Origin of the sequence: Microbacterium sp. BH-3-3-3 (genome assembly GCF_007679045.1) — a bacterium.
In the GTDB taxonomy this organism is placed as follows: domain Bacteria; phylum Actinomycetota; class Actinomycetes; order Actinomycetales; family Microbacteriaceae; genus Microbacterium; species Microbacterium algihabitans.
This window is the reverse complement of record NZ_VEFS01000001.1, coordinates 1,374,283-1,399,496: the sequence shown is the minus strand read 5'-3', so window position 1 is coordinate 1,399,496 and position 25,214 is coordinate 1,374,283. Positions and strand designations below refer to the sequence as shown.

22 protein-coding genes are annotated in these 25,214 nt (G+C 68.2%); 11 read left to right on the top strand and 11 right to left on the bottom strand.

Annotated elements, in window-relative coordinates; genetic code table 11:
• Window positions 1–40: 40 nt before the first annotated feature.
• Together FS769_RS06565 and FS769_RS06560 are read left to right on the top strand one after the other, a co-directional pair.
• A complete protein-coding gene (locus FS769_RS06565; protein WP_144831012.1) occupies window positions 41–400 on the top strand; it encodes a PadR family transcriptional regulator in 360 nt (119 codons plus the stop codon).
• On the top strand, window positions 397–1,500 hold the full coding sequence (locus tag FS769_RS06560) for a hypothetical protein (protein ID WP_144831009.1): 1,104 nt from the start codon (window positions 397–399) through the stop codon (window positions 1,498–1,500). The genes FS769_RS06565 and FS769_RS06560 overlap by 4 nt, the downstream gene beginning before the upstream one ends.
• Window positions 1,501–1,801: 301 nt before the next feature.
• Here the strand turns inward: FS769_RS06560 and FS769_RS06555 are convergent, their stop codons facing one another.
• Together FS769_RS06555 and FS769_RS06550 are read right to left on the bottom strand one after the other, a co-directional pair.
• The gene (locus FS769_RS06555; RefSeq protein WP_144831005.1) at window positions 1,802–3,229 is read right to left on the bottom strand and encodes a CCA tRNA nucleotidyltransferase; all 1,428 of its coding nucleotides are present in this window, start codon (window positions 3,227–3,229) and stop codon (window positions 1,802–1,804) included.
• A gap of 44 nt (window positions 3,230–3,273) precedes the next feature.
• Window positions 3,274–4,788 (bottom strand): methyltransferase, encoded by a 1,515-nt coding sequence (locus FS769_RS06550; RefSeq protein ID WP_144831002.1) that lies wholly within the window; start codon window positions 4,786–4,788, stop codon window positions 3,274–3,276.
• 107 nt (window positions 4,789–4,895) lie between these two features.
• Between FS769_RS06550 and FS769_RS06545 the strand changes: the two genes are divergently transcribed.
• From FS769_RS06545 to trxA, 4 genes are all read left to right on the top strand, one after another.
• A complete protein-coding gene (locus tag FS769_RS06545) occupies window positions 4,896–7,136 on the top strand; it encodes a DUF6049 family protein (RefSeq protein WP_144830999.1) in 2,241 nt (746 codons plus the stop codon).
• Entirely contained in the window at window positions 7,133–8,755 is a 1,623-nt protein-coding gene (murJ, locus tag FS769_RS06540) for a murein biosynthesis integral membrane protein MurJ (protein ID WP_144830996.1), read from the top strand. Before FS769_RS06545 ends, murJ begins: the two co-directional genes overlap by 4 nt.
• A gap of 87 nt (window positions 8,756–8,842) precedes the next feature.
• Complete coding sequence (trxB, locus tag FS769_RS06535) at window positions 8,843–9,829, top strand: thioredoxin-disulfide reductase (RefSeq protein WP_144830993.1); 987 nt, start codon at window positions 8,843–8,845, stop codon at window positions 9,827–9,829.
• Window positions 9,830–9,890: 61 nt separating this feature from the next.
• Window positions 9,891–10,214 carry a thioredoxin gene (gene trxA / locus FS769_RS06530; protein WP_144830990.1) on the top strand — a complete coding sequence of 108 codons (324 nt, stop codon included), beginning with the start codon at window positions 9,891–9,893 and terminating at the stop codon, window positions 10,212–10,214.
• A gap of 122 nt (window positions 10,215–10,336) precedes the next feature.
• Here the strand turns inward: trxA and FS769_RS06525 are convergent, their stop codons facing one another.
• The 3 genes from FS769_RS06525 to FS769_RS06515 all read right to left on the bottom strand — a co-directional run bounded on the left by FS769_RS06525 (window position 10,337) and on the right by FS769_RS06515 (window position 12,670).
• Window positions 10,337–10,684 carry a tryptophan synthase subunit alpha gene (locus FS769_RS06525; protein WP_144830986.1) on the bottom strand — a complete coding sequence of 116 codons (348 nt, stop codon included), beginning with the start codon at window positions 10,682–10,684 and terminating at the stop codon, window positions 10,337–10,339.
• Window positions 10,685–10,766: 82 nt separating this feature from the next.
• The gene (locus FS769_RS06520) at window positions 10,767–11,738 is read right to left on the bottom strand and encodes a ParB/RepB/Spo0J family partition protein (RefSeq protein ID WP_144830983.1); all 972 of its coding nucleotides are present in this window, start codon (window positions 11,736–11,738) and stop codon (window positions 10,767–10,769) included.
• Window positions 11,738–12,670, bottom strand: a complete 933-nt coding sequence (locus tag FS769_RS06515) for a ParA family protein (protein WP_396652408.1) — start codon at window positions 12,668–12,670, stop codon at window positions 11,738–11,740. Before FS769_RS06515 ends, FS769_RS06520 begins: the two co-directional genes overlap by 1 nt.
• A 3,853-nt stretch (window positions 12,671–16,523) precedes the next feature.
• On the opposite strand from FS769_RS06515, the gene FS769_RS06510 reads away from it, so the two are divergent.
• Window positions 16,524–17,123: a TetR/AcrR family transcriptional regulator gene (locus FS769_RS06510; RefSeq protein ID WP_144830978.1), complete on the top strand. Its 600-nt coding sequence runs from the start codon at window positions 16,524–16,526 to the stop codon at window positions 17,121–17,123.
• Here FS769_RS06510 and rsmG read toward each other — a convergent pair.
• The 6 genes from rsmG to rpmH are packed head-to-tail and all read right to left on the bottom strand — an operon-like array spanning window position 17,115 to window position 20,171.
• Window positions 17,115–17,744: a 16S rRNA (guanine(527)-N(7))-methyltransferase RsmG gene (gene rsmG, locus FS769_RS06505; RefSeq protein ID WP_144830975.1), complete on the bottom strand. Its 630-nt coding sequence runs from the start codon at window positions 17,742–17,744 to the stop codon at window positions 17,115–17,117. The genes FS769_RS06510 and rsmG overlap by 9 nt on opposite strands.
• A gap of 6 nt (window positions 17,745–17,750) precedes the next feature.
• Window positions 17,751–18,254: a R3H domain-containing nucleic acid-binding protein gene (locus FS769_RS06500; protein ID WP_144830973.1), complete on the bottom strand. Its 504-nt coding sequence runs from the start codon at window positions 18,252–18,254 to the stop codon at window positions 17,751–17,753.
• A 15-nt stretch (window positions 18,255–18,269) separates the two neighbouring features.
• Window positions 18,270–19,331: a membrane protein insertase YidC gene (yidC, locus tag FS769_RS06495; RefSeq protein ID WP_144830970.1), complete on the bottom strand. Its 1,062-nt coding sequence runs from the start codon at window positions 19,329–19,331 to the stop codon at window positions 18,270–18,272.
• Between the two features lie 2 nt (window positions 19,332–19,333).
• The gene (gene yidD / locus FS769_RS06490; RefSeq protein ID WP_144830967.1) at window positions 19,334–19,690 is read right to left on the bottom strand and encodes a membrane protein insertion efficiency factor YidD; all 357 of its coding nucleotides are present in this window, start codon (window positions 19,688–19,690) and stop codon (window positions 19,334–19,336) included.
• Window positions 19,687–20,025, bottom strand: a complete 339-nt coding sequence (rnpA, locus tag FS769_RS06485; protein ID WP_144830964.1) for a ribonuclease P protein component — start codon at window positions 20,023–20,025, stop codon at window positions 19,687–19,689. The genes yidD and rnpA overlap by 4 nt, the downstream gene beginning before the upstream one ends.
• Window positions 20,026–20,033: 8 nt before the next feature.
• A complete protein-coding gene (gene rpmH, locus FS769_RS06480; protein WP_013584598.1) occupies window positions 20,034–20,171 on the bottom strand; it encodes a 50S ribosomal protein L34 in 138 nt (45 codons plus the stop codon).
• A gap of 294 nt (window positions 20,172–20,465) precedes the next feature.
• Here rpmH and dnaA point away from each other — a divergent pair, with 294 nt between their 5' ends.
• From dnaA to FS769_RS06460, 4 genes are all read left to right on the top strand, one after another.
• Window positions 20,466–21,902 carry a chromosomal replication initiator protein DnaA gene (gene dnaA, locus FS769_RS06475; protein ID WP_144830933.1) on the top strand — a complete coding sequence of 479 codons (1,437 nt, stop codon included), beginning with the start codon at window positions 20,466–20,468 and terminating at the stop codon, window positions 21,900–21,902.
• Window positions 21,903–22,351: 449 nt separating this feature from the next.
• Window positions 22,352–23,503: a DNA polymerase III subunit beta gene (dnaN, locus tag FS769_RS06470; RefSeq protein WP_144830931.1), complete on the top strand. Its 1,152-nt coding sequence runs from the start codon at window positions 22,352–22,354 to the stop codon at window positions 23,501–23,503.
• A gap of 53 nt (window positions 23,504–23,556) precedes the next feature.
• The gene (gene recF / locus FS769_RS06465; RefSeq protein ID WP_144830928.1) at window positions 23,557–24,711 is read left to right on the top strand and encodes a DNA replication/repair protein RecF; all 1,155 of its coding nucleotides are present in this window, start codon (window positions 23,557–23,559) and stop codon (window positions 24,709–24,711) included.
• The gene (locus tag FS769_RS06460; protein WP_144830925.1) at window positions 24,704–25,192 is read left to right on the top strand and encodes a DUF721 domain-containing protein; all 489 of its coding nucleotides are present in this window, start codon (window positions 24,704–24,706) and stop codon (window positions 25,190–25,192) included. Before recF ends, FS769_RS06460 begins: the two co-directional genes overlap by 8 nt.
• Window positions 25,193–25,214 lie beyond the last annotated feature (22 nt).

The following is a 25,214-nucleotide window of genomic DNA, read 5'->3' as shown; positions in this document are numbered from 1 at the left end:
TGCGTGGTACTGTCCGTGGCAGACAAGCGAAGGGGGCCGCGTGGATACGACGCAGCTGTTGAAGGGGGTGCTGGACGCCGCGGTGCTCGCCGTCGTGCAGCACGACGACGGGTACGGGTACGACATCGTGCGGCGCCTACGCGAGGCGGGGCTCGGTGAGGTCGGCGACGCATCGGTGTACGGCACGCTCCGCCGCCTGTACTCCGCGGGCGCACTGTCGAGCTACGTCGTGCCGTCGGAGGGCGGGCCGCACCGCAAGTACTACGCGATCAATCCGCAGGGCCGTGAGCTGCTCGATGCGCAGCGCACCAGCTGGACGCACTTCGCATCGGCCATGACGAGCCTGCTCGACGACACCACTCCCGCCCCGAAGCTGCGCACGATCGGAGACGCACGATGATCACCACGACCGTCCACGACGACATCCGCGCCTTCGCCGCGGCCGTCCGCTCGCATCTCGACGACCTTCCTCTCGACGAGGTCGACGACCTGCTCGACGGTCTCGAAGCCGACCTCGCCGACCAGGCGAGTGAGGCCGGAGAGGAGTTCACGCTTCCGGATGCCGCGACCTACGCCGCCGAACTACGCGCGGCCGCGGGGCTTCCGGAACGCGGATCCGCGGCCACCCCGAAGAAGCGATTCGCCCTCGTCGCCGACGTGCGCCGCGGCTGGACGGAGCTGCACGACCGGGTCCGCGCCACCGCGGTCGGCGCCTGGCTGCTCGACCTGCTCGTTTCGCTCCGGCCCGCGTGGTGGGTGCTGCGCGGCGTCGTGTTCTACCTCTGGTTCTTCCTCGCCTTCATGCCGCGGCCCGGCACGGGCGGCATCCTGGACGCGATCCTCACGCTGAGCTACAACCCCGTCTCGTGGGCGATCCTGCTGGCCTGCCTGCTCGTCAGCGTGCAGTGGGGAAGGGGTCGCTGGGCGCCATTCGCGTGGCTGCGGGTGGTGCGCACCACGCTGACCGTCATCGCCGTGATCGCGGTGCCGATGTTCGCGGGCTCGTTCTCGACGGCTCTCACGCAACTCTTCGTCGGCTGGGTGGACGCTCCGCAGGCGGCGGACGCGACGCCCGGACTGGCCGTCGACGGTCAGCGGATCCGCAACATCTACGCGTACGACACCGCTGGCAACCCCATCACGGGAGTGCAGCTCTTCGACCAGGACGGCAACCCGCTGCGCACGATCGGCGGCGTGGGATCGTCCGAGCCCTACGACGCCTACTTCGCCGGGGGCGGCGGCCCCGTTCCCGTCGCCGACTCCTACCCGGGCGCCGCGCCGCTGTGGAACGTCTACCCGCTGCGTGAGGTCCCGGCCGACGACTGGGCCTGGGACGCCATGACCGACCTGGCGACCGCGACGCTTCCCGCGTTCCCGTTCGACCGCGTGCAGCCTCTGCCGCAGGGCGACCGCTCCGCATCCGCGGCCCCGACCCCCGGGCCGACGACCAGTACAGAAGCGACCCCCGCGGCGCAGCCCACACAGGCGGTGACCCCGTGACCGATCAGCCGCGCATCATCAGCATCGACCTGACGCACCTCGTGCTCGAGGCCCTCGGCCAGGCCGACGACGATGGCGATCGACCTCACTGAGACGGGCGCCCGGGGCGGATCTTCGGGGGAGTGGGGGCTCCCGAATGCCGTCCCGGGCGCCGCTGCAGCGGCCTATGCCGGATCGGGCATGTACCGTCGTGCGGATCAGACCGGTGACACGCCGTCAGCCGTCGTCCACCGCCGGCGTGTCACCCACGACATCCGCATGACGGTCGCGCCGACGACCACCGACCGGTGAAGGAACGGGCTCAGCCCCGCGCCGCCCACCACTCGCGCAGGCGCTTCTCGGCCTCGTCCTCACCGAGCACGCCCTCGTCGAGACGCAGCTCGAGCAAAAAGCGGTAGGCCTCGCCGACCTCGCGACCGGGCGTGAGCCCGAGGACCTCCTGGATGCGGTTGCCGTCGAGCTCGGGGCGGATCGAGTCGATCTCCTCCTGCTCGCGCAGCGCGGCGATGCGGGCTTCGATGTCGTCGTACGCGGATGCCAGGCGCTGGGCCTTGCGCTTGTTGCGCGTGGTCACGTCGGCCCGGGTCAGGATGTGCAGGCGCTCGAGCTCGTCGCCGGCGTCGCGCACGTATCGTCTGACCGCGGCATCCGTCCATGCCCCCTCGGCGTAGCCGAAGAAGCGCAGGTGCAGCTCGACCAGTCGCGTGACGACGGTGGTCGTGGCCGCGTCGAACCGCAGAGCCTGCAGCCGCTTGCGCGCCAGACGCGCACCCTTGATGTCATGGTGGTGGAAGGTCACCCCTCCACCCGCCTCGAGGCGCCGGGTCGCGGGCTTGCCGATGTCGTGCAGCAGGGCGGCCAGGCGCAGGGGCACGTCGGGAGCGGCATCCGGATGCCGTTTCTTCTCCAGAGCGATCGCCTGGCGCAGCACGGTGAGCGAGTGCTCGTAGACGTCCTTGTGGTGGTGGTGCTCGTCGACCTCGAGGCGCAGAGCGGGCACCTCGGGCAGGAACTCCTCGATCAGACCGGTCTCGACGAGAACCCGGATGCCGCGGACGGGATCATCCGTCTGCAGAAGTCGCACGAGCTCGGCCTGGATGCGTTCGGGGCTCACGATCTCGAGCGAGCCGCGCAGCTCGGCGATGGCGTCGAGAGTGTCCGGATCGACCGCGAAATCGAGCTGCGAGGCGAAGCGTGCCGCGCGGAGCATACGGAGGGGGTCGTCGCCGAAGCTCACGGCGGGGTCGATCGGGGTGCGCAGGCGACCGGCCAGCAGATCTTCGACGCCTCCGGTGGGATCGACCAGCGTCCGTGCGGGAACGCGCAGCGCCATCGCGTTGACGGTGAAGTCGCGGCGGCTGAGGTCGGCCTCGAGCGTGTCGCCGAACTCCACGGTGGGCTTGCGGGTGACGCCGTCGTAGCTGTCGGCGCGGTAGGTCGTGATCTCGACCTGCTCGCCCTTCACCTTCGCGCCGATGGTGCCGAAGGCGCGGCCCACATCCCACTGCACGCTCGACACGGGCTTGACCAGAGCGAGGATCTCGTCGGGACGCGCGTCGGTGGTGAAGTCGAAATCGTGCGTCGTACGACCCAGCAGCGCGTCACGCACCGGACCGCCCACGATCGCCAGATCGCGCCCGGCGTCGGCGAACACGCGAGCGAGCGTCGCGACCACGGGGTGGGCGGCGAGCTCCTCGAGGCGCGCGAGGCTCTCGACCATGTTCAGCATGCCTTCGAGCCTAACCGGGGCGCCTCACGGCCACGGGCTGCTGCTCACGCGTCGGCGAACGACACGAAGCCGGTCACGAGCAACTCGCGCACGCGCGGCAGCACGTCGGCGCGCAGCTCGACGGCATCCACTTCCAACAACTGCGCGATGGCGTCGACGAGCACGCCCACGGCGAGGTCTCCGTCGCACGCGCCCACGAGGGCCGCGAGAGCGGGGTCGACCTCGATCGTCCTCGCGAACCCGCCGCCCTGGCGCAGCTCGATGACCGAGGGATCCTCCTCGCCCGGACGGTGATGGCGCGCCTCGGTGACGTCGGGCGACACCTTCAGCACCGCCGAGGCGAGGTCGTCGTCGTCCATGAGAGCCGCGCGGTCGTGCGCGGCGAGGCAGGCGGCCAGGTGCGGACCGAAGGCCGCCTCGCCCCCGCCCGCGACGCGCTCGTAGCGCGCGAGGGTCGGCGCGCCCGCGAGCGGCCGGCGCAGCAACACGTAGCCGAATCCGACACCGGTGACGCCCCGACGTGCGAAGTCGTCGAGCCACGCGTCGATGAGGGCGGCGTAGGCCGGGGTTCCGGGAACGGTGCCGCCATCGCGCACCCACAGCTCGGCGTAGGCGAGCGGGTCGAGCACCTCGCGCTCGATCACCCACGCGTCCATCTCCGAGCCGACCCACCCGCGCACGCGGTCGAGGCCCGTCTGGCCCCAGCGGTACTCCCAGTTGCCGAGCGACTGCGCGACCCCACCGGGCGCGAGGTTCTCACCCACCCCCGTGATGACCGCGGCCACCAGAGCATCGCCCTCCATGCCGCCGTCGCGGTATTCGTACGACGGAACACCCTCGACCCGTGGCGTGATGACGAACGGGGGATTGGATGCCACACGGTCGAACGTCTCGCCCGCCACGGGCTCGAACAGCGACCCCCGCCGCGTCTCGATGCCGTCGACACCGTTCAGAAGGGCGTTCAAGCGGGTGAAGCGGAGGGCGCGCTCGGAGATGTCGGTGGCCACGACGTGGTCGACGAGCCGCCGGAGGCGGAGGGCTTGGATGCCGCAACCCGTGCCGAGATCGAGGGCGGTGCCCCCGCGTCGGGTCAGCTGCAGGCGGGCGAGGGTCTGAGAGGCTCCGCCGACGCCCAGCACGTGGTCTTCGGGCAGGGGACCCTCGAGCGCGGCCTCATCCAGGTCACTGGCGATCCACCACTCGACCTCTCCCTCGTCGTCGGCGAAGGCCTGCGGCCGCACCAGAACGGCGGGAGCGACCTCGTCGCCCTCGGCGCGGACGAGACCCAGAGCCGCGGCCCCGTCGACCCCGAGCGAGGGGAGCGCGGTCTCGGCATCCGCTCGGTCGACGGCGAAACCGAGTCCCCACAGGCGCCCGAGCACGGCCAGCGCGTCGGTGCGCTCACCGAGCGCGCGCTGGGCCGGGCGCCGCAGGCCCCGCGCGACCGCGTCGTCGGCCTGAGCGCCCCACGCGTCGCGCAGGGCGGCGCTGGCGTAGCCCGCCTCACGGAGGTCGTCGGCGAGGGCCTGGCACAGCTGGGGATCGGGTTCGGGGAGCACCGGTCCATTCAACCGTCTGCGCGAGGCTATCGGGGGGCTCGAAGGGAGGCGGGCCTAGACTCGCAGGCGGTACGAGGCCCCCTCGTTCCACCGACGATCGTATGACCGTGACCTCCCAGCCCTCGGGCTCACCCGTGCCGCGGCGCTCCCTCACGCGCCGGCTGCTGGCGACCCTCGCGGCAGGCGCTCTCGCGGTCGGAATGGCCGTTCCGGCCTCTGCGGCCGCAGCCGCGACGCCGACCCCGTCTCCCTCGGCATCCGCCAGCCCGGCGACGATCGCCGCGGCTCCGGCCGGCAACGGCGTGCTTCGGGCGGGTGAGGCGCTCTCCGTGGTGGTCACCGTCACGGCCGGCTCATCCGACACCTCCGTCGCCCCGCTCGTGCTGTCGCTCGGTCGCACGCCCCTCGGCGATGACGCCTCCCTCGACCGCTGGCTCGGCGGCGACACCTCCGGCGCCGGCGTGCAGCAGGTGGCGATCGGATCAATGGATGCCGCGTCCTCCGGCTCGCAGGCCACGACCACCCTGTCGGTCGCTGCCACCGACCCCGCCCTGGCCGGTCTCGCCGCGGGCGTGTACCCCCTGCTCGTCACCACGGGCTCGCTCACGGCGACGAGCGTCGTCGTGATCCCCGCCGACGGTGCGCCCGCGACGCCCATCGCCCTCGTCGTGCCGATCACGGCGGCTCCGATGACGCGCGGCCTGCTCACCGCCAACGAGCTCGCCGAGCTGACCGCCGTCGACGGAGCCCTCTCGGCCCAGCTCGACGCGGTCGACGGCACCACCGCCACCCTCGCGATCGATCCCGCGATCCCGGCCGCCATCCGCGTTCTCGGTTCGGCGGCTCCGCCCACCGCCGTGTCGTGGCTGCAGCGCCTGCTCCAGCTGCCGAACGACCGCTTCGCCCTGCAGTTCGGCGATTCCGACGTGGCGGCGCAGCTGCGGGCCGGCCTGTCGGCTCCTCTCGAGCCGACGTCGCTGCTCGGCTACATGGCGGCCGCCGATTTCACTCAGCCCGCTCCCGCCGTCTCGGCCGTCTCGACGCCCGATCCCTCGCCCAGCTCGACCCCGGGCCAGCCCTCGTACCCCTCGCTGTCGACCTTGCTCGACATCGGCACCGCGACGTCGGACGTGTACTGGCCGGTGACGGGCTCCGCAGGAGCGGACACCGTCGCCGCGCTCGGAGCTCTGGGCACCGCGGAGCAGCCCGCGCACGTGCTCGTGCCCTCGTCGAGCGTGATCGGCGGCGCCCGCCAGGCGGCCGCGAGCGTCGGTGGAGTGTCGACGCCCGTCTACGACGCCGAGGTGTCGCGGGCCATGGCCGCCGCCGCCGGGCAGAACGACACCACGAGCCGCAGCGCCTCCCTCGCCGCCGCCCAGGGCTACCTCTTCGTCGCGCGGGCGACCACGGGCGGTCAGCCCGTCCTCGCCGTGCTGGACCGCGGCACCGACCGCTCGCGCGTGAGCCTGCGCGCCACCCTGGGTCTCGCGACCTCCGCCCCGGGGTTCGCGGCCTCGACCCTCCGCGAGGTGTCGTCGCTCCCGGCATCCGAGATCTCACTCGGCGCTCCCACCGTCGACGCCGCGCGGGTCACCGACATCGCCGACCTGGTCGGTGATGAGCAGACGATCGACCGGTTCGCGACGATCCTCGACCAGCCCGAATTACTGACCGGACGCGAGCGCGCCGAGGTGCTGCAGGTCACGAGCTCCTCGTGGACCGGCGACGCCGCGCGCCAGGCCGTGGCCGACCACCGCGCCGCGACCAACACGACGCTCGACTCGGTCGGCATCCTGTCGTCGGACTTCCGTCTCGTCTCCTCCAGCGCCCCGCTTCGACCGTGGGTGCGCAACGACCTGCCGTGGCCGGTGACCGTCGTGCTCGCCGTCCGTACCAACGACGCCCGTCTGCGCGTGCAGGAGCGCACCACCGTCGACGCGCAGGCGTCGGCCAACACGCGCGTCGAGGTGCCCGTCGAGGCCCGCATCGCCAACGGCGAGGTCAGCGTCGACTTCCAGCTGTACAGCCCCACCGGAGAACCCGTGGGCGCCCCTCAGGCGGTCGACGTCGAGGTGCGCGCCGAGTGGGAGAGCATCGGGCTGATCGTCATCATCCTGCTCATCGTCGGCTTCTTGACCCTCGGCGTCGTGCGCACGGTCGCGCGACGCCGGCGAACCCGTGCCGACGAGCAGTCGGGTGCGGCCGACCCCGATGACGACGCTCCGGTCGATGGGATCGGGGCGAAGGACCCGGATGCCGACGGCCGCAGTCCGGCCGAAGACGCCGACCACGACCTCGACCCACCCACCCCCGCGCAGAACCCCACCGAGCAGGAGACCCACCCGTGAGCAGTATCGGACGGGCGAGCGTTCTGATCGGAGCGGGCACGATCGTGTCCCGCGTGAGCGGCCTGCTGCGCATCGTCGTGCTCGTCGCGATCGTCGGCTCGGTCGGCAGCGCCGCGGGCGACGCGTTCGGGCTCGCCAACCAGCTGCCGAACAACATCTACACGGTCATCTCGACGGGCGTGCTGACGGCCGTGATCGTGCCGCAGATCGTCAAGGCCGCAGCCCACGCCGACGGCGGTCGCGCCTTCGTCTCGAAGCTCTTCACCCTCGGAACGGTGATCCTGCTCGCGGCGACCGCGATCGCGATGGTCGCCGCGCCCTTCATCGTCACGGTCTACATCGACCCGTCGAAGGTCGAGCCCGACCAGATCGCCCTCGCCACGGCGTTCGCGTACTGGTGCCTCCCGCAGATCTTCTTCTACGGCCTGTACGCCCTGCTCGGCGAGATCCTGAACGCGCGGAAGGTCTTCGGGCCCTACACGTGGGCCCCGATCGTCAACAACCTCGTCTCGATCGCCGGCTTTGGCCTCTTCCTCCTGCTGTTCGGGGGGCCGAGCCCCGACGTGGTCCAGTGGACCCCCACGATGATCGGCCTGCTCGGCGGGGTCGCCACCGGCGGCATCGTGCTGCAGACCGTCGTGTTGCTGGTGTTCTGGCGTCGGGCCGGACTGCAGCTGCGTCCCGACTTCCACTGGCGCGGCGTCGGCCTGCGCCACATCGGCCGTCTCGCCGGTTGGACCTTCCTGATGGTCATCGTCGGCCAGCTCGCGGGCATCGTGCAGACACGAGTGCTCTCGGGCGCCTCGGGAACGGGCCCGGCCATCCTCGCGTCGCAGAACGCGTGGCTCGTCTTCATGCTCCCGTACTCGATCATCGTGCTCTCGATCGGGACGCCGTACTTCACGCAGCTGAGCGAGCACGCCGCGGCCGGACGCGACGGTGACGTCAAGACCGACATCGTCCGCAGCATCCGGGTACTGGGTCTCTTCATCGTCGTCGCGACGGCCGCCCTCGCTGTCGCGTCCGTCCCCGCCACGCGGATCTTCACCAACAGTTCGGCCGAAGCCCTCGCCGCCGCTCCCGTGCTGCTGTGCTTCTTGGTCTGTCTGCTGCCGCTGGCGGTGCTGTTCGTCGTCCAGCGCACGTTCTACGCCTACAACGACACGCGGACGCCGTTCTTCTTCACGCTCGTGCAGGGGGGCCTGGTCGCCCTCAGCGCCCTCGCCGCGGGCGGGGCCGTGTCGGCGGGCCTCGTGCCCCTGTCGCAGCTCGCGGCCACCGTCGCGCTCGGTCAGGCGCTGTCGAGCCTCGTCCAGGTGGTCATCGCGACGATCATCCTGCACCGTCGTCTCGAAGGGATCAGGATCGGCGAATGGATGCCACCCCTCCTGCGCTTCATCGGTGCGGCGATCCCCGCCGCGGGCGCCGGCTGGGGAGTGCTGCTGCTGTGCGGCGGTCCCACCGGCTGGGTGTCGGACTCGATCTACACGGGCGCGCTGGGAGCGGCGCTCGTAGGCTCGGTCGTGCTGGCCGTGTACATCGGCATCCTGGCGATCTTCCGCACCCCCGAACTCGCACCGGCGCTCGCTCTCGGTCGGCGCTTCCTGCCCAAGCGCTGAGCCTTCCGCGCCACCCCCGAGGACGCGGAATACCACGGGGCTAGCATGGGTTTCATCGGGCGGAATCAACGAAGGGAACGCGCTACCGTGCGTCACGTCATCATCATCGGATCCGGCCCCGCCGGCTACACGGCCGCCATCTACGCGGCCCGAGCCAACCTCGAGCCCCTCGTGGTCGCGAGTTCCGTCGAGGCCGGCGGCGACCTCATGAACACCACCGAGGTCGAGAACTTCCCCGGCTTCCCCGACGGCATCCAGGGCCCTGACCTCATGGCCAAGATGCAGGCCCAGGCCGAACGCTTCGGTGCCCAGGTGCTCTACGACGACGTCGTCTCGCTCGAGCTCGACGGCCCCGTCAAGAAGATCACGCTCGGCAGCGGAAAGGTGGAAGAGGCCGTCTCGGTCATCTACGCGACCGGCTCCGCCTACCGCAAGCTCGGTCTCGAGGGTGAAGAGCGCCTCTCGGGCCGCGGTGTGTCGTGGTGCGCCACCTGCGACGGATTCTTCTTCCGCGACCGCACGATCGCCGTGGTCGGCGGCGGCGACTCCGCGATGGAAGAGGCCAACTTCCTCACGAAGTTCGCGTCGAAGGTCTACATCATCCACCGCAAGGACTCGCTGCGCGCCTCGAAGATCATGCAGGAGCGTGCCTTCGCGAACCCCAAAATCGAGTTCATCTGGAACAGCGCCGTCGACGAGATCCTCGGCGACGAGGCCGTCAACGGCGTGCGCCTGCGTTCGACCGTCGACGACACCACGCGCGAGCTGCCCCTCGACGGGCTGTTCGTCGCGATCGGCAACGACCCGCGCACGCACCTCGTGCACGACAAGCTGCAGCTGACCGACCAGGGCACGATCTGGGTCGACGGCCGCTCGTCGCGCACGTCGGTCGAGGGTGTCTTCGCCGCCGGTGACGTGATCGACCCCACCTACCGCCAGGCCATCACGGCCGCCGGCAGCGGCACGGTCGCGGCTCTCGATGTGGAGCACTTCCTCGCCGCGCGCGGTGAGGCCGGTGAGCCCGCCGTCGCCGAGAGCCCGATCGAGGGCCTCCCCGACGCCGCCGTGGTCTGAGGAACAAAAACGCGTTCACCTGCGTTTTCACACACTGACATCTCATTTAAGGAGAAATCACATGACCGCCAAGGCGACGACCTCCGCGACCTTCGAGCAGGACGTCCTGCAGGCCGACGGACCCGTTCTCGTGGACTTCTGGGCTGAGTGGTGCGGACCGTGTCGCATGGTCGCACCCGTGCTCGACGAAATCCAGAGCGAGAACTCGGGCAAGATCACCGTCCTCAAGCTCAACGTCGACGAGAACCCCGATCTCGCCATGAAGTACCAGATCACCTCCATCCCCGCGATGAAGGTCTTCCAGGGCGGTGAGGTCAAGACGACCATCATCGGCGCCAAGCCGAAGTACGCCCTCGAGCAGGACCTCGCAGCCTTCCTCGGCTGACCTGCTTTCCTCGAATCCCCCGGTGCCTTTCGGTGCCGGGGGATTCGTCGTTTCAGCCGCCTGCGGGAGAGGTTCCGGATGCCGGGAACCCCGCGCATCGCGCGGCGCGGCGCTGTGGGCCTCTACGACGCGTCGAGGCGCACGCTGGCGTCCCAACGCCGGTGCGGCTCTTCGTCGCCCAGAATGCGCCACACAGCGCGTGTGAGGGGTGGATAGTCGAGGGAGATCTGCCGGAGCACACGATAGTTGCGCGAGCGATTGGGGCGGACCCCGCCGTTCTCGGCGATGTTCTCGGCGCGGAGGGTCAGAACGACGAGTTCGTCGACGCTCGGCAGGTCTTCCATGAAATCCCACGGATCTTCGCCGCCGCGAAGACGCTCGTGGATCAGTACGGCCAGCTCGTCCGACGCTTCCGCGCGCAGAAGTTCGAGGCTGGCGCGACGGCGCAGGTTGTCATCGTTCGCTGTCACTCATCCAGCGTACGTCGACCCACCGACATCGCGGGCCGGGGTGCGTTCACCCGCCGCGTGACGCCGGGCTGCGATGAGGCCCTCAGCCCGTGTATCCCTCTTCGCCGAGCACGCCGAGGATGCGGTTCAGATCCTGGATGCTCGCGAAATCGATGCTGATCTGGCCTTTTTTGGCGTTCAGTGACACTCGAACTTTGGTGTCGAACCGGTCGCCGAGTCGCTCGGCGACCTGATCGAGGCCGGCGCGACGCGTTCCTGCCTGCGGCTTCTGACGAACGGGGGCGACACCCGGCATCTTCGCCGCCGCCTCCGCGGCCCGCACCGACAGATCTTCGTTGACGATCTTGTCGGCGAGCTTCTGCATCTCTTTGGCGTCGTCGAGCGAGAGGATGGCACGCGCGTGCCCGGCGCTCAGGACGCCGGCGGCCACACGCTGCTGCACGGGGACGGGCAGCTTCAGCAAGCGGATCGTGTTGCTGATCTGAGGGCGCGATCGGCCGATGCGCGTCGCGAGCTCCTCCTGGGTGATCCCGAAGTCTTCGAGCAGCTGCTGGTACGCCGACGCCTCTTCGAGAGGGTTCAGCTGCGACCGGTGGAGGTTCTCGAGCAGCGCGTCACGGAGGAGGTACTCGTCGTCGGTGTCTCGGACGACCGCGGGGATCGTCTCGAGACCCGCCTCCCTCGACGCTCGCGTACGACGCTCACCCATGATGAGCTCGTAGGTCCCGTCCTTCTTGTCGCGCACGACGACGGGCTGGAGCACACCGAATTCGCGAACGGAGTGCACCAGTTCCGCGAGATCATCGGCATCGAAGTGGGTGCGCGGCTGTCGTGGGTTGGGGACGATCGTCTTGGGATCGATGTGCACCAGACGCGCACCGGGAACCGTGACGAGATCGTCGGCCGGGGAGTCACCTGCGGGGGAGGCCTCTGACGATTCCTTCGTCGTCGTGCTCGCTCCGGGGAAGAACACGTCGACGGGTCGGGACTCCGACGGTTCCGCCGTGGGGATGAGAGCGCCGATACCGCGGCCCAGTCCGGTCCTCTTCGCCATCAGGAATCCTTCTTTTCAGTGTCGCGGGCGACGATCTCGACCGCCGCTTCGCGGTAGGCAATGGCGCCCGCTGACTGGCCATCGTACGCGATGACCGTCTGCCCGAAGCTCGGCGCCTCAGAGACGCGTACAGAACGGGGGATGACGGTGTTGAGAACCTCGTGGCTGAAGTGCGATCGCACCTCTTCTGCCACCTGCTGCGCGAGTCGGGTGCGTCCGTCGTACATCGTGAGCAGGATCGTCGACACGTGCAGACCCGGGTTCAGGTGCTTCTGGATCATCTGGACACTACCGAGCAGCTGGCTCAAGCCCTCGAGCGCGTAGTACTCGCACTGGATCGGGATCATAACCTCATCAGCAGCGGTGAAGGCGTTGATCGTCAGAAGACCCAGGGACGGCGGGCAGTCGATGATGACGAAGTCGAGGTGATTGTCTTCGATCGCCAGGTAGTCGCGGAGCGCGCCGCGCAGACGATGCTCGCGCGCGACCTGCGACACCAGCTCGATCTCGGCCCCGGCGAGGTGGATCGTGCTGGGGGCGCACAGCAGGTTCGGCGACTCGGGGCTCACCTGCACGATGTCAGCGAGCGGGAACTCGTCGATCAACACGTCGTAGACGCTCGGCGTCTCGGCGTTGTGGGCGACCCCAAGGGCAGTGGACGCGTTTCCCTGCGGGTCGAGGTCGATCACCAGAACGCGAGCGCCGACCGAGACGAGAGCCGCCGCGATGTTAACAGCGGTGGTCGTCTTGCCGACGCCACCCTTCTGATTCGACACCGTGAACACACGGGTCCGACCCGACAGCTCGACCTTGGACGTTGCCTCTTCGAGTGCCCGACGTCGCGCAGAGAGATTCGCGATCTCGCGGGCGATAGGGGAGTCCTCGAAAGATGACGGCGTGGCTGCCTCATCGGACTGTTTCACGTGAAACACACCTTCCCATCGCCAACTTGGTCAGTCTACCCGCGGGCGCCGACATTGCCGTGGTTGCGGTGGCATTGACGGCCGAACCTCGGGTTTCGGTCGGTTTGCGGAGCCGGGGTGGTGCGTCCACGAGGACCCTCAATCGGAGAACGTCGTTGATGTTTCACGTGAAACGTAGCTCCGATCCACTGCGTCCTCAGCATCAGAGCTACCTGAGTGTCCCCACCTGACTCCAAGTCAGTTCATCAGGGGTGGTGGGTACCAGCGTTTCGGATTCCGGTGTGCCGCAGCCCACTGTCGACGCGTTATCTCAGAAGTACGTTGCCCGCGGAGATGGCAGGGCACATCAAGAGAGGACGCAATCCGCACCTCCAGCCGGCGGTTGCTCCGTCGCGTACGACCGACATTGGATGCAAGGAGCGCTCACGGGCCTGGGCGATCTCGGGCGATCTATCGGGCTCGGGCGCCATGCCCCCAGCGTCGCTTGCGCATAGCTCGGAAGCTGGCCGTCCATGCTACCGCGGCGACGGCCCGTTGCCCTTACGCTGACACCGGATGTCCGTGTCGACCGATCAGTTGCGAGCCGCTGCCAGAGCCACCGTGGGGGAGAGACTGATTTGAGTTTGCCCGGTGCAATTCCCTCGACCTGTCAGACGAGCCCGACTGACCCGTCCACACCAAGGCGATTGGGAGCAACGACGCCACCTTGCAGGGATCGTCGCGTACCGATCATCCGAGCACCGATGGGCGCCTGGTGTTTCACGTGAAACATCCGCACTCGGGGATGTCGCGAACCTGCGCTGACACGGCGCACGAGGCAATGTGCCCCACACGTCCGGACGCCACGTCCGCACGCACTGACGGCGATCCGCGATCTCAGGTTTGTCTGGTCAGTACACGCGTGTGACGAGCTTCTTCGCAATGCACCGAATGCGGAGTGCCGCTCGGAGAGAACCGTGTCCACGACGCTCGGCTTCGTGGACCGTGGGGGAAAGACCATTAGACATCACGCTCAGTGCGCGTGAGTGTCGTCGCGCGGGATGTTCGTAGGCGGGCGTGTCCGATCTTCTTCTCTCGGGTTGACCGGGCCTACGCGTGCTCGTCACGCACCCGACACGAGTGCGGAATGCCTGGCGCACCCAATGCGCCACCCATCCCGGCGCCGGATGCCCATCACCCGCCAGAGACTCCCGGCCCGTGCGAGCTGCGCATTCTGACGCCCGCCGCTGTACGAGCCTGCGTCACAGCCATCCAAAGCGGACTCTACGGCCAGGCGAGGTGAGTACGCGCCTCGTGGAGCACCCCACCGAAGTCCCACACCAATTGTCCGACCGCTGACTGGACGGACCGAGGTCGAGGCTTTTGATTGAGGCGATGCGACTCACCGGTCCTGGATGTTTCACGTGGAACGCCCTCACGCGATGTGCACTCGGATCGCGGTCGATTGATGACAAGATGCTGCCGTCGCGACGCGCGAAACTGGTGGCGACGCTCCTCGAGTGAGCGGGGCCTCACCCCCGCGGAACGGCTGACGAGGGGAGTGGTTTCGGGTGCAGGCTGCTGACTCCCTTCGTCTGTTCAGTTCCCTGCGCTGACGTTTCACGTGAAACACGTCTCCGATGTCTCCCGCGGCGCGGCGCATGTGAGGCGGAAGTCGACTGATCACGAATCCCTGCCACGAGTCTTCGAACCCGCTCCAGCGGGACGCGGATTCCGGCGCAGCGGTGGGGGTGGCTTCAGCGCGATGCCGCTCACAACATCGCCGCGCGCGACCGCTCCGGTGCTGGACGACGGCTGACTGTCGCAGACGGATGTTTCACGTGAAACAGGCTGATCGAGGCGCCGGCTTCGATACCCCCCACGCCACGGCAAACTGTGTGCCTCGTGGCGGGATATCGTCCGCGCGACCGGCTGGCGTTCTAACGACCTCACCGGATTGGGGCACGCCGTGCGGAAGGCCACGGGGTGCATCCTTCGAAAGGGGCGTGTGAACTGTTTCACGCGTTGTCATTCAGGCGGGTATGCGGTCCGAGCAGTTCGAGTGCCCCTCGTTCGGACGCGTTTCTCCTCGGCGATCAGGACAGGGGAACTGCCACAACTGACGGATCCACGGACTGGCGCGCGCCCGGCTTGGCGTGTATCGATCTAAGACCATGCCGGATCGGCGACCCGCGGCTCGAGACCGTTCGAGTGCCTCCCAACCCGCTCGAAACGGCCCATCCACGATGGCGAGCTTGTCAGGTCGCGCCATGCAACCCTGCTGTGATGAGACCTCACCCAAGACTCGATCTGCGAGGTGTGGCCGACACCGTGCCTCAAGCCAACGGCCTCCAGACCTCAGGTCCGCGCTGTCCCACGTCACCAGGGAATGGCGTTCACGTGATCGCCGAATCAGCACCCGCGCGTCAATCCTGCCGCTGCCACCGCCGCGGGGCGCGGTAACGAGTGTTTCACGTGAAACAGATGGACTCACCAGGTCGACGCATTAGGCAGCGTTCTTAACAGCGCAGCACCCGTCGACGCTCCCACCCATCTGCGAAACGCACGCACCTCATCCATGCCATGCTCATCCCGGCTCGGGCAGGGATGCTGCTGAGCAGAGCGGGGGAGGACCTCGCAGCCCTGCTCACTATGGGCGACCAGGGCGGCGACCTCGAGCGAGGCGACGATGAGGTGTCTCGACAAGCCCCCCCCCCCCCCGTCGCCGGAGGCCCCCGGTAGTGGCACATCGAGTGGCCACGACCATGGGCTGCGACCGGCCATCAGAAGCGGCACCCGGCAGGTGCCTGAATAGCGACGCAGACCATCCACGTTGGGGGAGGAGCGGCGCCGACGTCGGATGAGCGCGGATCGCACGCACGCATCACGGACAGACTCTGCAAACCTGGCGTAGGGACGGACGCACTCCGTCGGCATCCCCAGCGCGCACAGGTCAATCAGTCGGATTCACGGGCAAGACTGCCTCGGCGTAGGTGGTCTCGATCGCGAGGTCTCGAACCTCTTACGCGCTTCGTGGGGCACGAGGTTTCACGTGAAACGGAGCTGCTCCGGCGCAGCCCGAGACACGGGGCCTTTGGAAAGCGCCTCACGCTCGTCACGTCCTCCTTGCGGCTCGCCGCGGGCCTGTTTCGACGTGGCCTCCCCATCGAGCGATTGTCGCGTCGGAACGCGGCGCGTCCCGCCGGTACCGCCCCGAGGGGTGAGCGGATCGGTCAGACCTCTCCGCAGGACCTGGCTACATACCTGGATGCGTTCCGGCCCCGCCACAGACGAATGCCGGGGAGCCCACGCCGCACCATCCCGCGCGCGTCGCCCCGTCGTTGGAAGGCAGCGGACTGCGAGGAGAATCGACTCGACGCACCCGCCAGCACCTCGAGTAACACGTCGTGCCCCGTGTACTCCATAAGCGACTGATCTTCGCACCTGTCGAGTGCCCTTGCCTCACCTGCCACCGTGCCCCTGGCAGAGTCCGTCGCGCGACGCTCGCCGATCCCCATTCGCGAAGAAGTGAACACCTCCACCACAGCACGAATCGTGGAGATGACTCCCGGCCTCCGCGCATGACGGGCCCACTTGAAGAGCTTCCGACGACCTGTTCGTCGTCGAGCCGGTAACGCCGTGAACGAAGAGTGTGGGCGCTCACCGTCAGCGCATCGATCGGTCCGCGCTGGTTCGCCACACAACTCCAAGCGGTCGCGTCCGTTGTGACTCCGCGCGCTCCTGCACGGGAACGGGGTTCGATCGCCGCCGCCCTTCTCCACCGCATCCCAGCGCTCGGCAATACACACAACGCGAATCACACCCGCGTGCACCCTCGCGCGCCGGAATAGACGTACTGATCATTACATGAAACTATCGACACGTGGGACGACCGAAGCAACCCGACATCTCGGAACACCTTCTCGACAGGTGCGCCGACCACGCCCTGGAGCACGGCCTGCCGGACCGTCTGCAGCCATTCGTCGACGCGACGGGAACATCGGCGCGGATGTTGCTGTACCACTTCGGCACCCGCGACGAGCTCCTGCGTGCCGTTCTTCGCCGGGCACGTCAACGCCACCTCGAGTACTTCGCAGCGTTGTTCAGCGTTGTTCCGGGGGAGTCGTACGCCTCCACGCTCGCGCGCGCGTGGGTGGCCATGACCGGCCCCCGGGCGCAGCCGTTTCTGCGGATGTTCGGCCAGCTGACCGAGCAGCACGACACCTCGCTGTGGCCGGGCTTTCGCGCCAAGGCCACGACCGACTGGCTGCAGCCGCTCGAAGCCGGCCTCGCCACAATCGATCGAGCCGAGTCGGCGACGCTCGTGCTCGCCGTCATCCGGGGTTTGATCCTCGACATCGACGCCACGGCAGACGTGGACCGCGCAGACGAGGCGTTCGGTGTGCTCCTCGAGAGCCTCGATCCGAGCGCTCAGCCCATCTCACGCGGCGAGAGGACGGTGAGTCGCCCCGCGTCAGCGTGAGACCGTGGCCAGGAACACGCGCGTGGGCTCATCGAGCAGACCTTCGCCCACGATCTCGACCGTCACGTCCTGCAGGCCGAATTTGCGCACCTGCTTGGCCGCAGCCTCGACCTCGGCACCGACGTTGGCGCCCTTCAGGAAGACGAGCCGACCGCCCGGGCGTACGAGGGGAGCGGTGAACGGCAGGAGCGTCCGCAGAGCGCTCACGGCGCGCGCCGTCGCGACATCGAAGACCCGGCCCTCAGCCCACTCCTCGCCCCGCATGCGGGCGACAGAAACGTTCGACAGCCCCAACTCCGACACCTGCTCCGTCAGCCACGCCGTGCGGCGCTCCATGGGCTCGATGAGCGTCCACTCGACGTCGGGTCGTGCGATGGCCAGAACGAGCCCGGGCAAGCCGGCGCCTGAACCCACATCGACCGCGCGCCCCGAGAAGAACGGGGCGGCGATCGCACTGTTCAGAATGTGGCGCGTCCACAGCCGAGGAACCTCGAGCGGACCGATGAGGCCACGCTCCTCACCATGGACGGCGAGGTTCTCGGCGAACCGCCGCGCGAGGTCGATCCGGTCGCCGAACAGCGTCGCCGCGGCATCCGGCTCCGTCTCGAGTTGCTCCGCCATACCCGCTCAGCCGCGTCGCAGCACAGTGTGCCGGTCGGCACCCTCGCCGAACGACTCGGAGGAGTACCCCCGGTCGGCCGCGATGTCGTGCACCAGCTTGCGCTCGTAGCTCGACATCGCCGGCAGCGATGCCTGGGAGGCTCCCTCTTCGAGGCGCGTGATCGCTCGGTCGACGAGCGTCTCGAGCTGACGCTGGCGTGCGTCGCGGGAGCCGCCGATGTCGAGGATCAAGCGCGAGAAGCGTCCGGTCGAGCTCTGCACCGCGAGGCGCGTCAGCTCCTGCAACGCCTGCACGGTGTCGGGGTGCGAGAGCGCCGAGAGCGCCGACACGTCGTCGGCTTCGACCGACACGTAGGCACGGCCGGCGCGCACGTCGAGCGCCAGGTCGCCGTCGATGTCGGCGATGTCGAGCAGGCCCTCGAGGTAGTCGGCGGCGATGTCGCCTTCCTGCTCGAGCTGCTCCTCGGTGGCGGCGGTCTGGTCGGGGGCGATCTGATCGGACGTCGTCATCGTGATCTCCGTGGGTCAGGCGGGGGAGGAGGAGCCCGACGCACCACCGGTGCCGGGATTCTTGGCGGACTGCTGCTTCTTGGCGCGCTGCTTGCCCACCGGCTGCTGGCGCTTCGGCTGGGTGGCGCGGGCCTTCTCGGCCTCTTCGAACAGACGCTGCTGCTCGGCCTCGTACTTCTCGATCGGCACGACCTTGCCCGACGAGTCGATCGCCTTGCCCTTGCGTGCGAGACGCTCCTCGCGGGCCTTGGCGGCGTCGGAGCCGGGAGTGGGCATCTCGCGGATGACGACGAACTGCTGCACCATCGTCCACAGGTTGCTGACGAACCAGTAGATGACGACTCCGAGCGGGAAGAAGACACCCGAGAAGATGAAGGCCAGCGGCAGGATGTAGAGCATGATCTTCTGCATCTGGTACGCCTGACCGGTCTTGGCCTCGGGCGACAGGTTCTTCGAAATGATCTGCAGCTGCGTAAAGAACTGCGACGCGATCATGAGCACGACGAGCGTCAGCAGGATCGCCACGGTGACCTGTCCATCGGACTGACCCCACGCGGTGACGAGGTTCACGTGCATGGATGCCACGTCGAACAGGCGGGCGTCGTAGAACTCCGTCGTCAGCTCAGGCGTGAGCAGACCCACACCACCCTGACCGACGGCGGCGTGCTTGGAGACGTCGTTCAGCACGCTGAACAGCGCGAAGAAGATGGGCATCTGCACGAGCAGCGGGAGGCAACTCGAGACGGGCGTCGTGCCGTGCTTCTTGTACAGGGCCATCGTCTCGCGGCTCATCGCCTCGCGAGAGAGCTGGTCGCGCTTGCCCTTGTACTTCTCCTGCACCTTGCGCAGCTCAGGAGCAATCTCCATCATCTTGCGCTGGCTCTTGATCTGCTTCACGAAGAGCGGGATGAGGGCGGCACGCACGATGAGCACGAGTCCGACGATGGACAGCACCCATGTGAGGCCGGCGGCGGGAGCGAGCCCGACCGCGGTAAAGAGCGCGTGCCAGCCCACCAGCACGAGCTCGACCATCCATTTCAGTGGCCAGAGGATGGTCCCAATGAGATCGAATTGCACGATCAGTCCTTTCGGGCGGGCACGACGAAACCGTGCCGAGTGAGTTCGTGGCGGAAGGCCCGATGAGGACGGACGTCGTCGATGCCACCCTGAGCCCAGGGATGACAGCGTGCGAGACGGGCCGCGGTGAACGCGATGCCCTTCACGAGTCCGTGCTGCTGCACGGCGCCCACCGAATAGGCGGAGCAGGACGGGTAGTACTTGCACACATCGCCGTAGACGTGCGAGATCGTCGCTCGATATGCATGGAGCAGGGCGAGCCCTGCGTTACGGGGGAGGAGGGGGATGGATGCCACGACCCCGTCACCGGTCAGGTGGGCCGCCCCGGTCGCCGAGGTCGGCAGTGTCGAAGCGCTCATGCCGATGCTTTTCGTTCGAGACACCGCACCACGTCGGCTCGGAGCGTCGCATAATCAGCGGTCGCGGCCGACGGAAGTGCTCGGATGACGATCGAGGCGCCCCCGCGGATGGACGGGAGCGCCTCGGCGCACACCGCTTTGAGGCGGCGGCGAATGGTGTTGCGGGTGACCGCGGAGCCGACCTGTCGGCTCACGATGAAGCCGAAGCGGGGCGAATCGGTCTCAGCCGACGTTCCGACGTAGGTCACGGTGTGCGCTCCGGCACACCGAGAGCCCCGTCGGACTGTGGCTTTGTAGTCCGATCCGCGGGTGAGTCGGTTCGGCTTCGCGAGCACCGGGTCTATCAGGCCGAGAGCTCGGTACGGCCCTTGGCGCGGCGGGCCGCGAGGATGCCGCGGCCGGCACGCGTACGCATGCGGGCACGGAAGCCGTGCTTCTTGGCGCGGCGGCGGTTGTTGGGCTGGAAGGTGCGCTTGCTCATGGGTCACTCCGGAGGTGGTGTCGCCCGATGCTCTTCTGCCGGGGACGGGGTCGGGACTGCCGTATAGGCATAAGTCAACCGACTAAGGCTACGTCGCGCGCGGCGTTAACTCAAACCGGGAAGCCGACCGCTCATTATCCCCAAGCGTTGTCCACAACCGTGGCAAAGACACGCGACCGGCCTCTACAGTGGATTTTGCTCCGCGAGAGCCGCGAACTAGCGTGGCCCCGGAAGTTATCCACAGGTTCGACGCGACACGTCGATCACCCGTCGCGTCAAGATCCCGGAGGGGACATGTCTCTGCACGAGCTCCCGGATGTACCTGTCTGGTCGACCGTGCTGGACCATCTTCTCACCGACGACCGCGTCACCCCGCAGCTCCACGGCTTCCTCAATCTGGCCGTACCGCAGGGAGTGATGGGCGGCACCCTGTACCTGGACGTCCCGAACGATCTCACCGCGGCGCAGTTCAACAAGCGCATGCGCGCGCCGATCCTCGAAGCCCTCGCGCAGGTGCAGGGGACCGATCCCGAGGTCAGCACCTTCCGCGTCGTGGTGAACCCCGACATCGGAGACTCGCACCACAGTTCCCCCTCGTCGCCCGCGCCGGCCGAGACACGGGCGTCCGCGACGGCCCCCACCGCCGGGCATTCCCCCGTGATCGATCAGGCGCCCGAGCCGATCGTCCCGGCCTCGCGCAACGACACCCGGCTCAACCCGAAATACACCTTCGACAACTTCGTGATCGGTCAGTCCAACCGTTTCGCGCATGCGGCAGCCGTCGCCGTGGCCGAGGCGCCGGCGAAGGCGTACAACCCGCTCTTCATCTACGGCGACTCGGGCCTGGGCAAGACCCACCTGCTCCACGCCATCGGCGACTACGCCGCGAGTATGTACGCCGGCATTCGGGTCCGATACGTCTCGAGCGAAGAGTTCACGAACGACTTCATCAACTCGATCGCGAACAACCGCGGCTCGGCGTTCCAGGCGCGATACCGCGACGTCGACATCCTGCTGATCGACGACATCCAGTTCCTCCAGGGTCGCGCCGAGACGCAGGAAGCCTTCTTCCACACGTTCAACACGCTGCACGATCACGACAAGCAGGTCGTCATCACGAGCGATCTGCCGCCGAAGCAGCTGACGGGCTTCGAAGACCGCATGCGCAGCCGCTTCGAGTGGGGTCTGATCACCGACGTGCAGGCGCCCGACCTCGAGACGCGCATCGCGATCCTCCGCAAGAAGGCGCAGAGCGAACGGCTGCTCATCCCCGACGACGTCCTCGAGTACATCGCCACCGTGGTGTCGTCGAACATCCGCGAGCTCGAGGGCGCACTGATCCGCGTCTCGGCGTTCGCGAGCCTGAACCGCTCGACCCTCGACATGTCGCTCGCCCAGACCGTGCTGCGCGACATCATCGACCAGGACGACGCCAACGTCATCTCGCCGACCGACATCATCACGGCCACGGCGCAGTACTTCAAACTGTCGGTCGACGACCTGTACGGCTCGAGTCGTTCGCAGGCCGTGGCGACGGCTCGACAGATCGCCATGTACCTGTGCCGCGAACGCACGAGCCTGTCGCTGCCCAAGATCGGCCAGCTCTTCGGCAACCGCGATCACACCACCGTGATGTACGCCTACAAGAAGATCAGCGACCTCATGAAGGAGCGTCGATCGATCTTCAACCAGGTCTCGGAGATCACAAGCCAGCTCGGCCGTATGCGCTGAGCGCCTCTCTCCCGTGAAGGGTCCGTCCGCATCCGCGGCGGACCCTTTTCGCGTTTTCCCGCGTGATTCCGGGGCTGAACGCCCCTCGGAGGCACTTTTCGACACGGTTCTACACAGTGTGGAAAACCTGTGGATAACTCCCGATTGCTGCGGATGAGATGTGTAGGACGCGCCGAGAGGCTGTGGACGGGCGTCAGGAGCCCGCATCCGGGATCGTGTTAACAACACAGGCGGTCCGCAGCGAGTCCACAGTTAACAACCGCCGCGATCCCTGCTGTTAACAAGCGTGTCGGAAGTTATCCACACTCTCCACAGCTGTTAACAAGATGAAGACTCCATCTCTTCGTTAAGGGTCATTCGATGACCTCGTGGTGCGGTCGGGCCTCGATGGGTCGATGCGAGTGGGGCACTAGCATGGGTAAGCCATACCCGCCGTCAAGGGAGCGTCCGTGAAGTTCCACGTCAATCGCGATGTGTTCAGCGAAGCCGTCTCGTTCGTGGTCAAGCTCCTGCCTCAGCGCAATCCGCAGCCGATCCTGGCCGGTGTGCTCATCGAGGCCGGCGAGCAGGGGCTCACCCTCGCGGCCTTCGACTACGAAGCATCCGCACGCACGACGATCGAGGCCACGGTCGACGAGCCGGGCACGATCCTCGTTCACGGCCGCCTCCTCAGCGACATCGCGAGCCGTCTGCCGAACGCCCCGATCCAGATCGCGGTCGACGACGACGGCGGCATCTTGCTGACGTGCGGTTCCGCGCGGTTCACGCTCGCGTCGATGCCCGTGCAGGAATACCCGGCCATCCCCGAGGTCTCCGGCGAGTCCGGCCTCGTGCCGGCCGACGAGTTCGCCACGGCCATCGCGCAGGTCGCCTTCGCCGCGTCGCGCGACGACGTCACCCCGGTCCTCACCGGCGTGCAGCTCGAGGTCACCGGTACGCGTCTGAGCCTGGTCGCCACCGACCGCTACCGCGTCGCGCTGCGCGAGATCCCCTGGGACGGCGGCGCCACGGCATCCGACGAGCCCACCTCCGCCCTCGTGCCGGCCCGCACCCTGCAGGAGGTCGGTAAGACCTTCGCGCACGGCGGCGACATCTCCATCGCGTTCTCGGGCTCGGGCGACCGCGAGATCATCGCGTTCTCGTCGGGCAACAAGACGGTGACCTCGCTGCTGATCAAGGGCAACTTCCCGCCCGTGCGTCGCCTGTTCCCCGCGCAGACCGAACACCACAGCGTCGTCAACACCGCTGAGCTGCAAGAGGCCGTGCGTCGCGTCGCCCTCGTGCTCGACCGGTCGGCGCCGCTGCGCTTCACCTTCGGACCCGACGGAGTGTCGATGGACGCCTCGGGCACCGAGCAGGCGCGTGCGACCGAGTCGGTCGACGCCACGCTCGTCGGCGACGAGGTGACCCTCGGACTCAACCCGCAGTACCTGCTCGAGTCGCTCGGAGCGGTACGCAGCGAGTTCACGCGCATCACGTTCACCTCGAGCGACAACGCGAACAAGCTCAGCCCCGTGCTGGTCACCCCGCAGACCTCGGTCGACAAGGGCGGCGAGGGCTCGTTCAAGTACCTGCTGCAGCCGAACCTGCTGCTGCGCTGAGCCGCGAACGCCACGACCCCGGCGGTGTCGGAGGTGACGGGTAGTCTGACTCGGTGATCGTGGAGCAGCTCGGACTGAAGGACTTCCGCAATTACGCGGAAGCCGATGTCTCGCTCTCGCCCGGCGCGAACGTCTTCATCGGGCGCAACGGTCAAGGAAAGACGAACCTCGTCGAGGCCGTGGCCTATCTCGCCACGCTGGGTTCGCACCGCGTATCGAACGACGCCCCGATGGTGCGTGACGGGGCGGATGCCGCGATCGTGCGCGCCCGACTCGCCCACGGTGAGCGCAGCGTGCTGCTCGAGCTCCAGCTCAACCGCCAAGGGGCGAACAAGGCCCGCGTCAACGGGGTCAACGTGCGCACCACCGAACTGCCGCGCTACGCCCAGGTCGTGCTCTTCGCCCCCGAAGACCTGCAGATCGTGCGCGGCGACCCGTCTGCCCGACGCCGTTTCGCCGATCAGCTGATCGTGCAGCGGTCTCCTCGCATGTCGGCCGTGCTCGCCGACTACGACCGCGTGCTCCGCCAGCGCAGCGCTCTGTTGAAGTCGGCCAGGGCGCGTGGCATCCGCGGCGACGCTCTCAGCACGCTCGACGTGTGGGACGACAAGCTCGTCTCGCTCGGCACCGAGGTGATCGAGGCGCGGCTGGCGCTGGCATCCGATCTCTCCGCCCCTCTGGCCCGCGCCTACGCGGCGATCGCCGGCGCCGATCACGACCCCCGTCTGTCGTGGGCGCTGTCGGTGGGCGGCGGCGACCCCGAAGAAGGCGACGCCGTCGACGCGGGCGGATCATCGGCTCCTCTCGCCGACCAGTTCCGCGCCGCCCTCGCCGCCCGTCGCTCCGCCGAGCTCGAGCGCGGTCTCACGCTCGTCGGTCCCCACCGCGACGACCTCGTGCTGCAGGTGCGGGGTCTGCCGGTGAAGGGGTACGCCTCGCACGGAGAGTCGTGGTCGGTCGCGCTGTCGCTGCGACTGGCCTCCGCCGAACTCCTGCGCGCCGAGTCGCGCCTGGGCGACCCCGTGCTGATCCTCGACGACGTCTTCGCCGAACTCGACGCGGGCCGGCGCACGCGCCTGGCCGAGCTGGCCGGCGGCTACGAGCAGGTCATCGTCACCTCCGCGGTCGAAGAAGACGTGCCCGATGCGCTGCGTGCGCACGTCGTGCGCGTCGAGGCCGGCGAGATCCAGGAGCAGGATCATGTCTGACGAGGCGGAGCTCCCCGAGACGATGGCGACCTATCTTCGCTTGCGTGGTCTCGAGCCGTCTCCGTATCGCAAGAAGAAGAAGCGCCGTCGTTCCGACGACGGGGAGAACGCTCCTTTCACTCCCGGGCGCGACCCCCGCGGCCTCGGCGATGTGCTGTCGGCGCTGACGCAGTCCGCCGGCTGGGAGCCGCAGCTCTCGCGCGAAGACCTCGTGCGCACCTGGGACGAGGTCGCCGGTGCCGACACTGCCGCGCACACCCGCCCGGTCGCGCTCGACAACGGCACCCTCACGGTCCAGGCCGACTCCACCGCATGGGCGAAACAGCTCCAGCTCATGCGCGCGCACATCCTGTCGGAGATCATTCGGCGCTACCCCGAGGCGGGTGTCGAGGCGATCCGCTTCGTAGGGCCCGACGTCCCCTCGTGGAAATGGGGGCCCAGAGCCGTTCCAGGCCGCGGTCCGCGCGATACCTACGGTTGAGCCATGGTCGATCCCGGCTCGG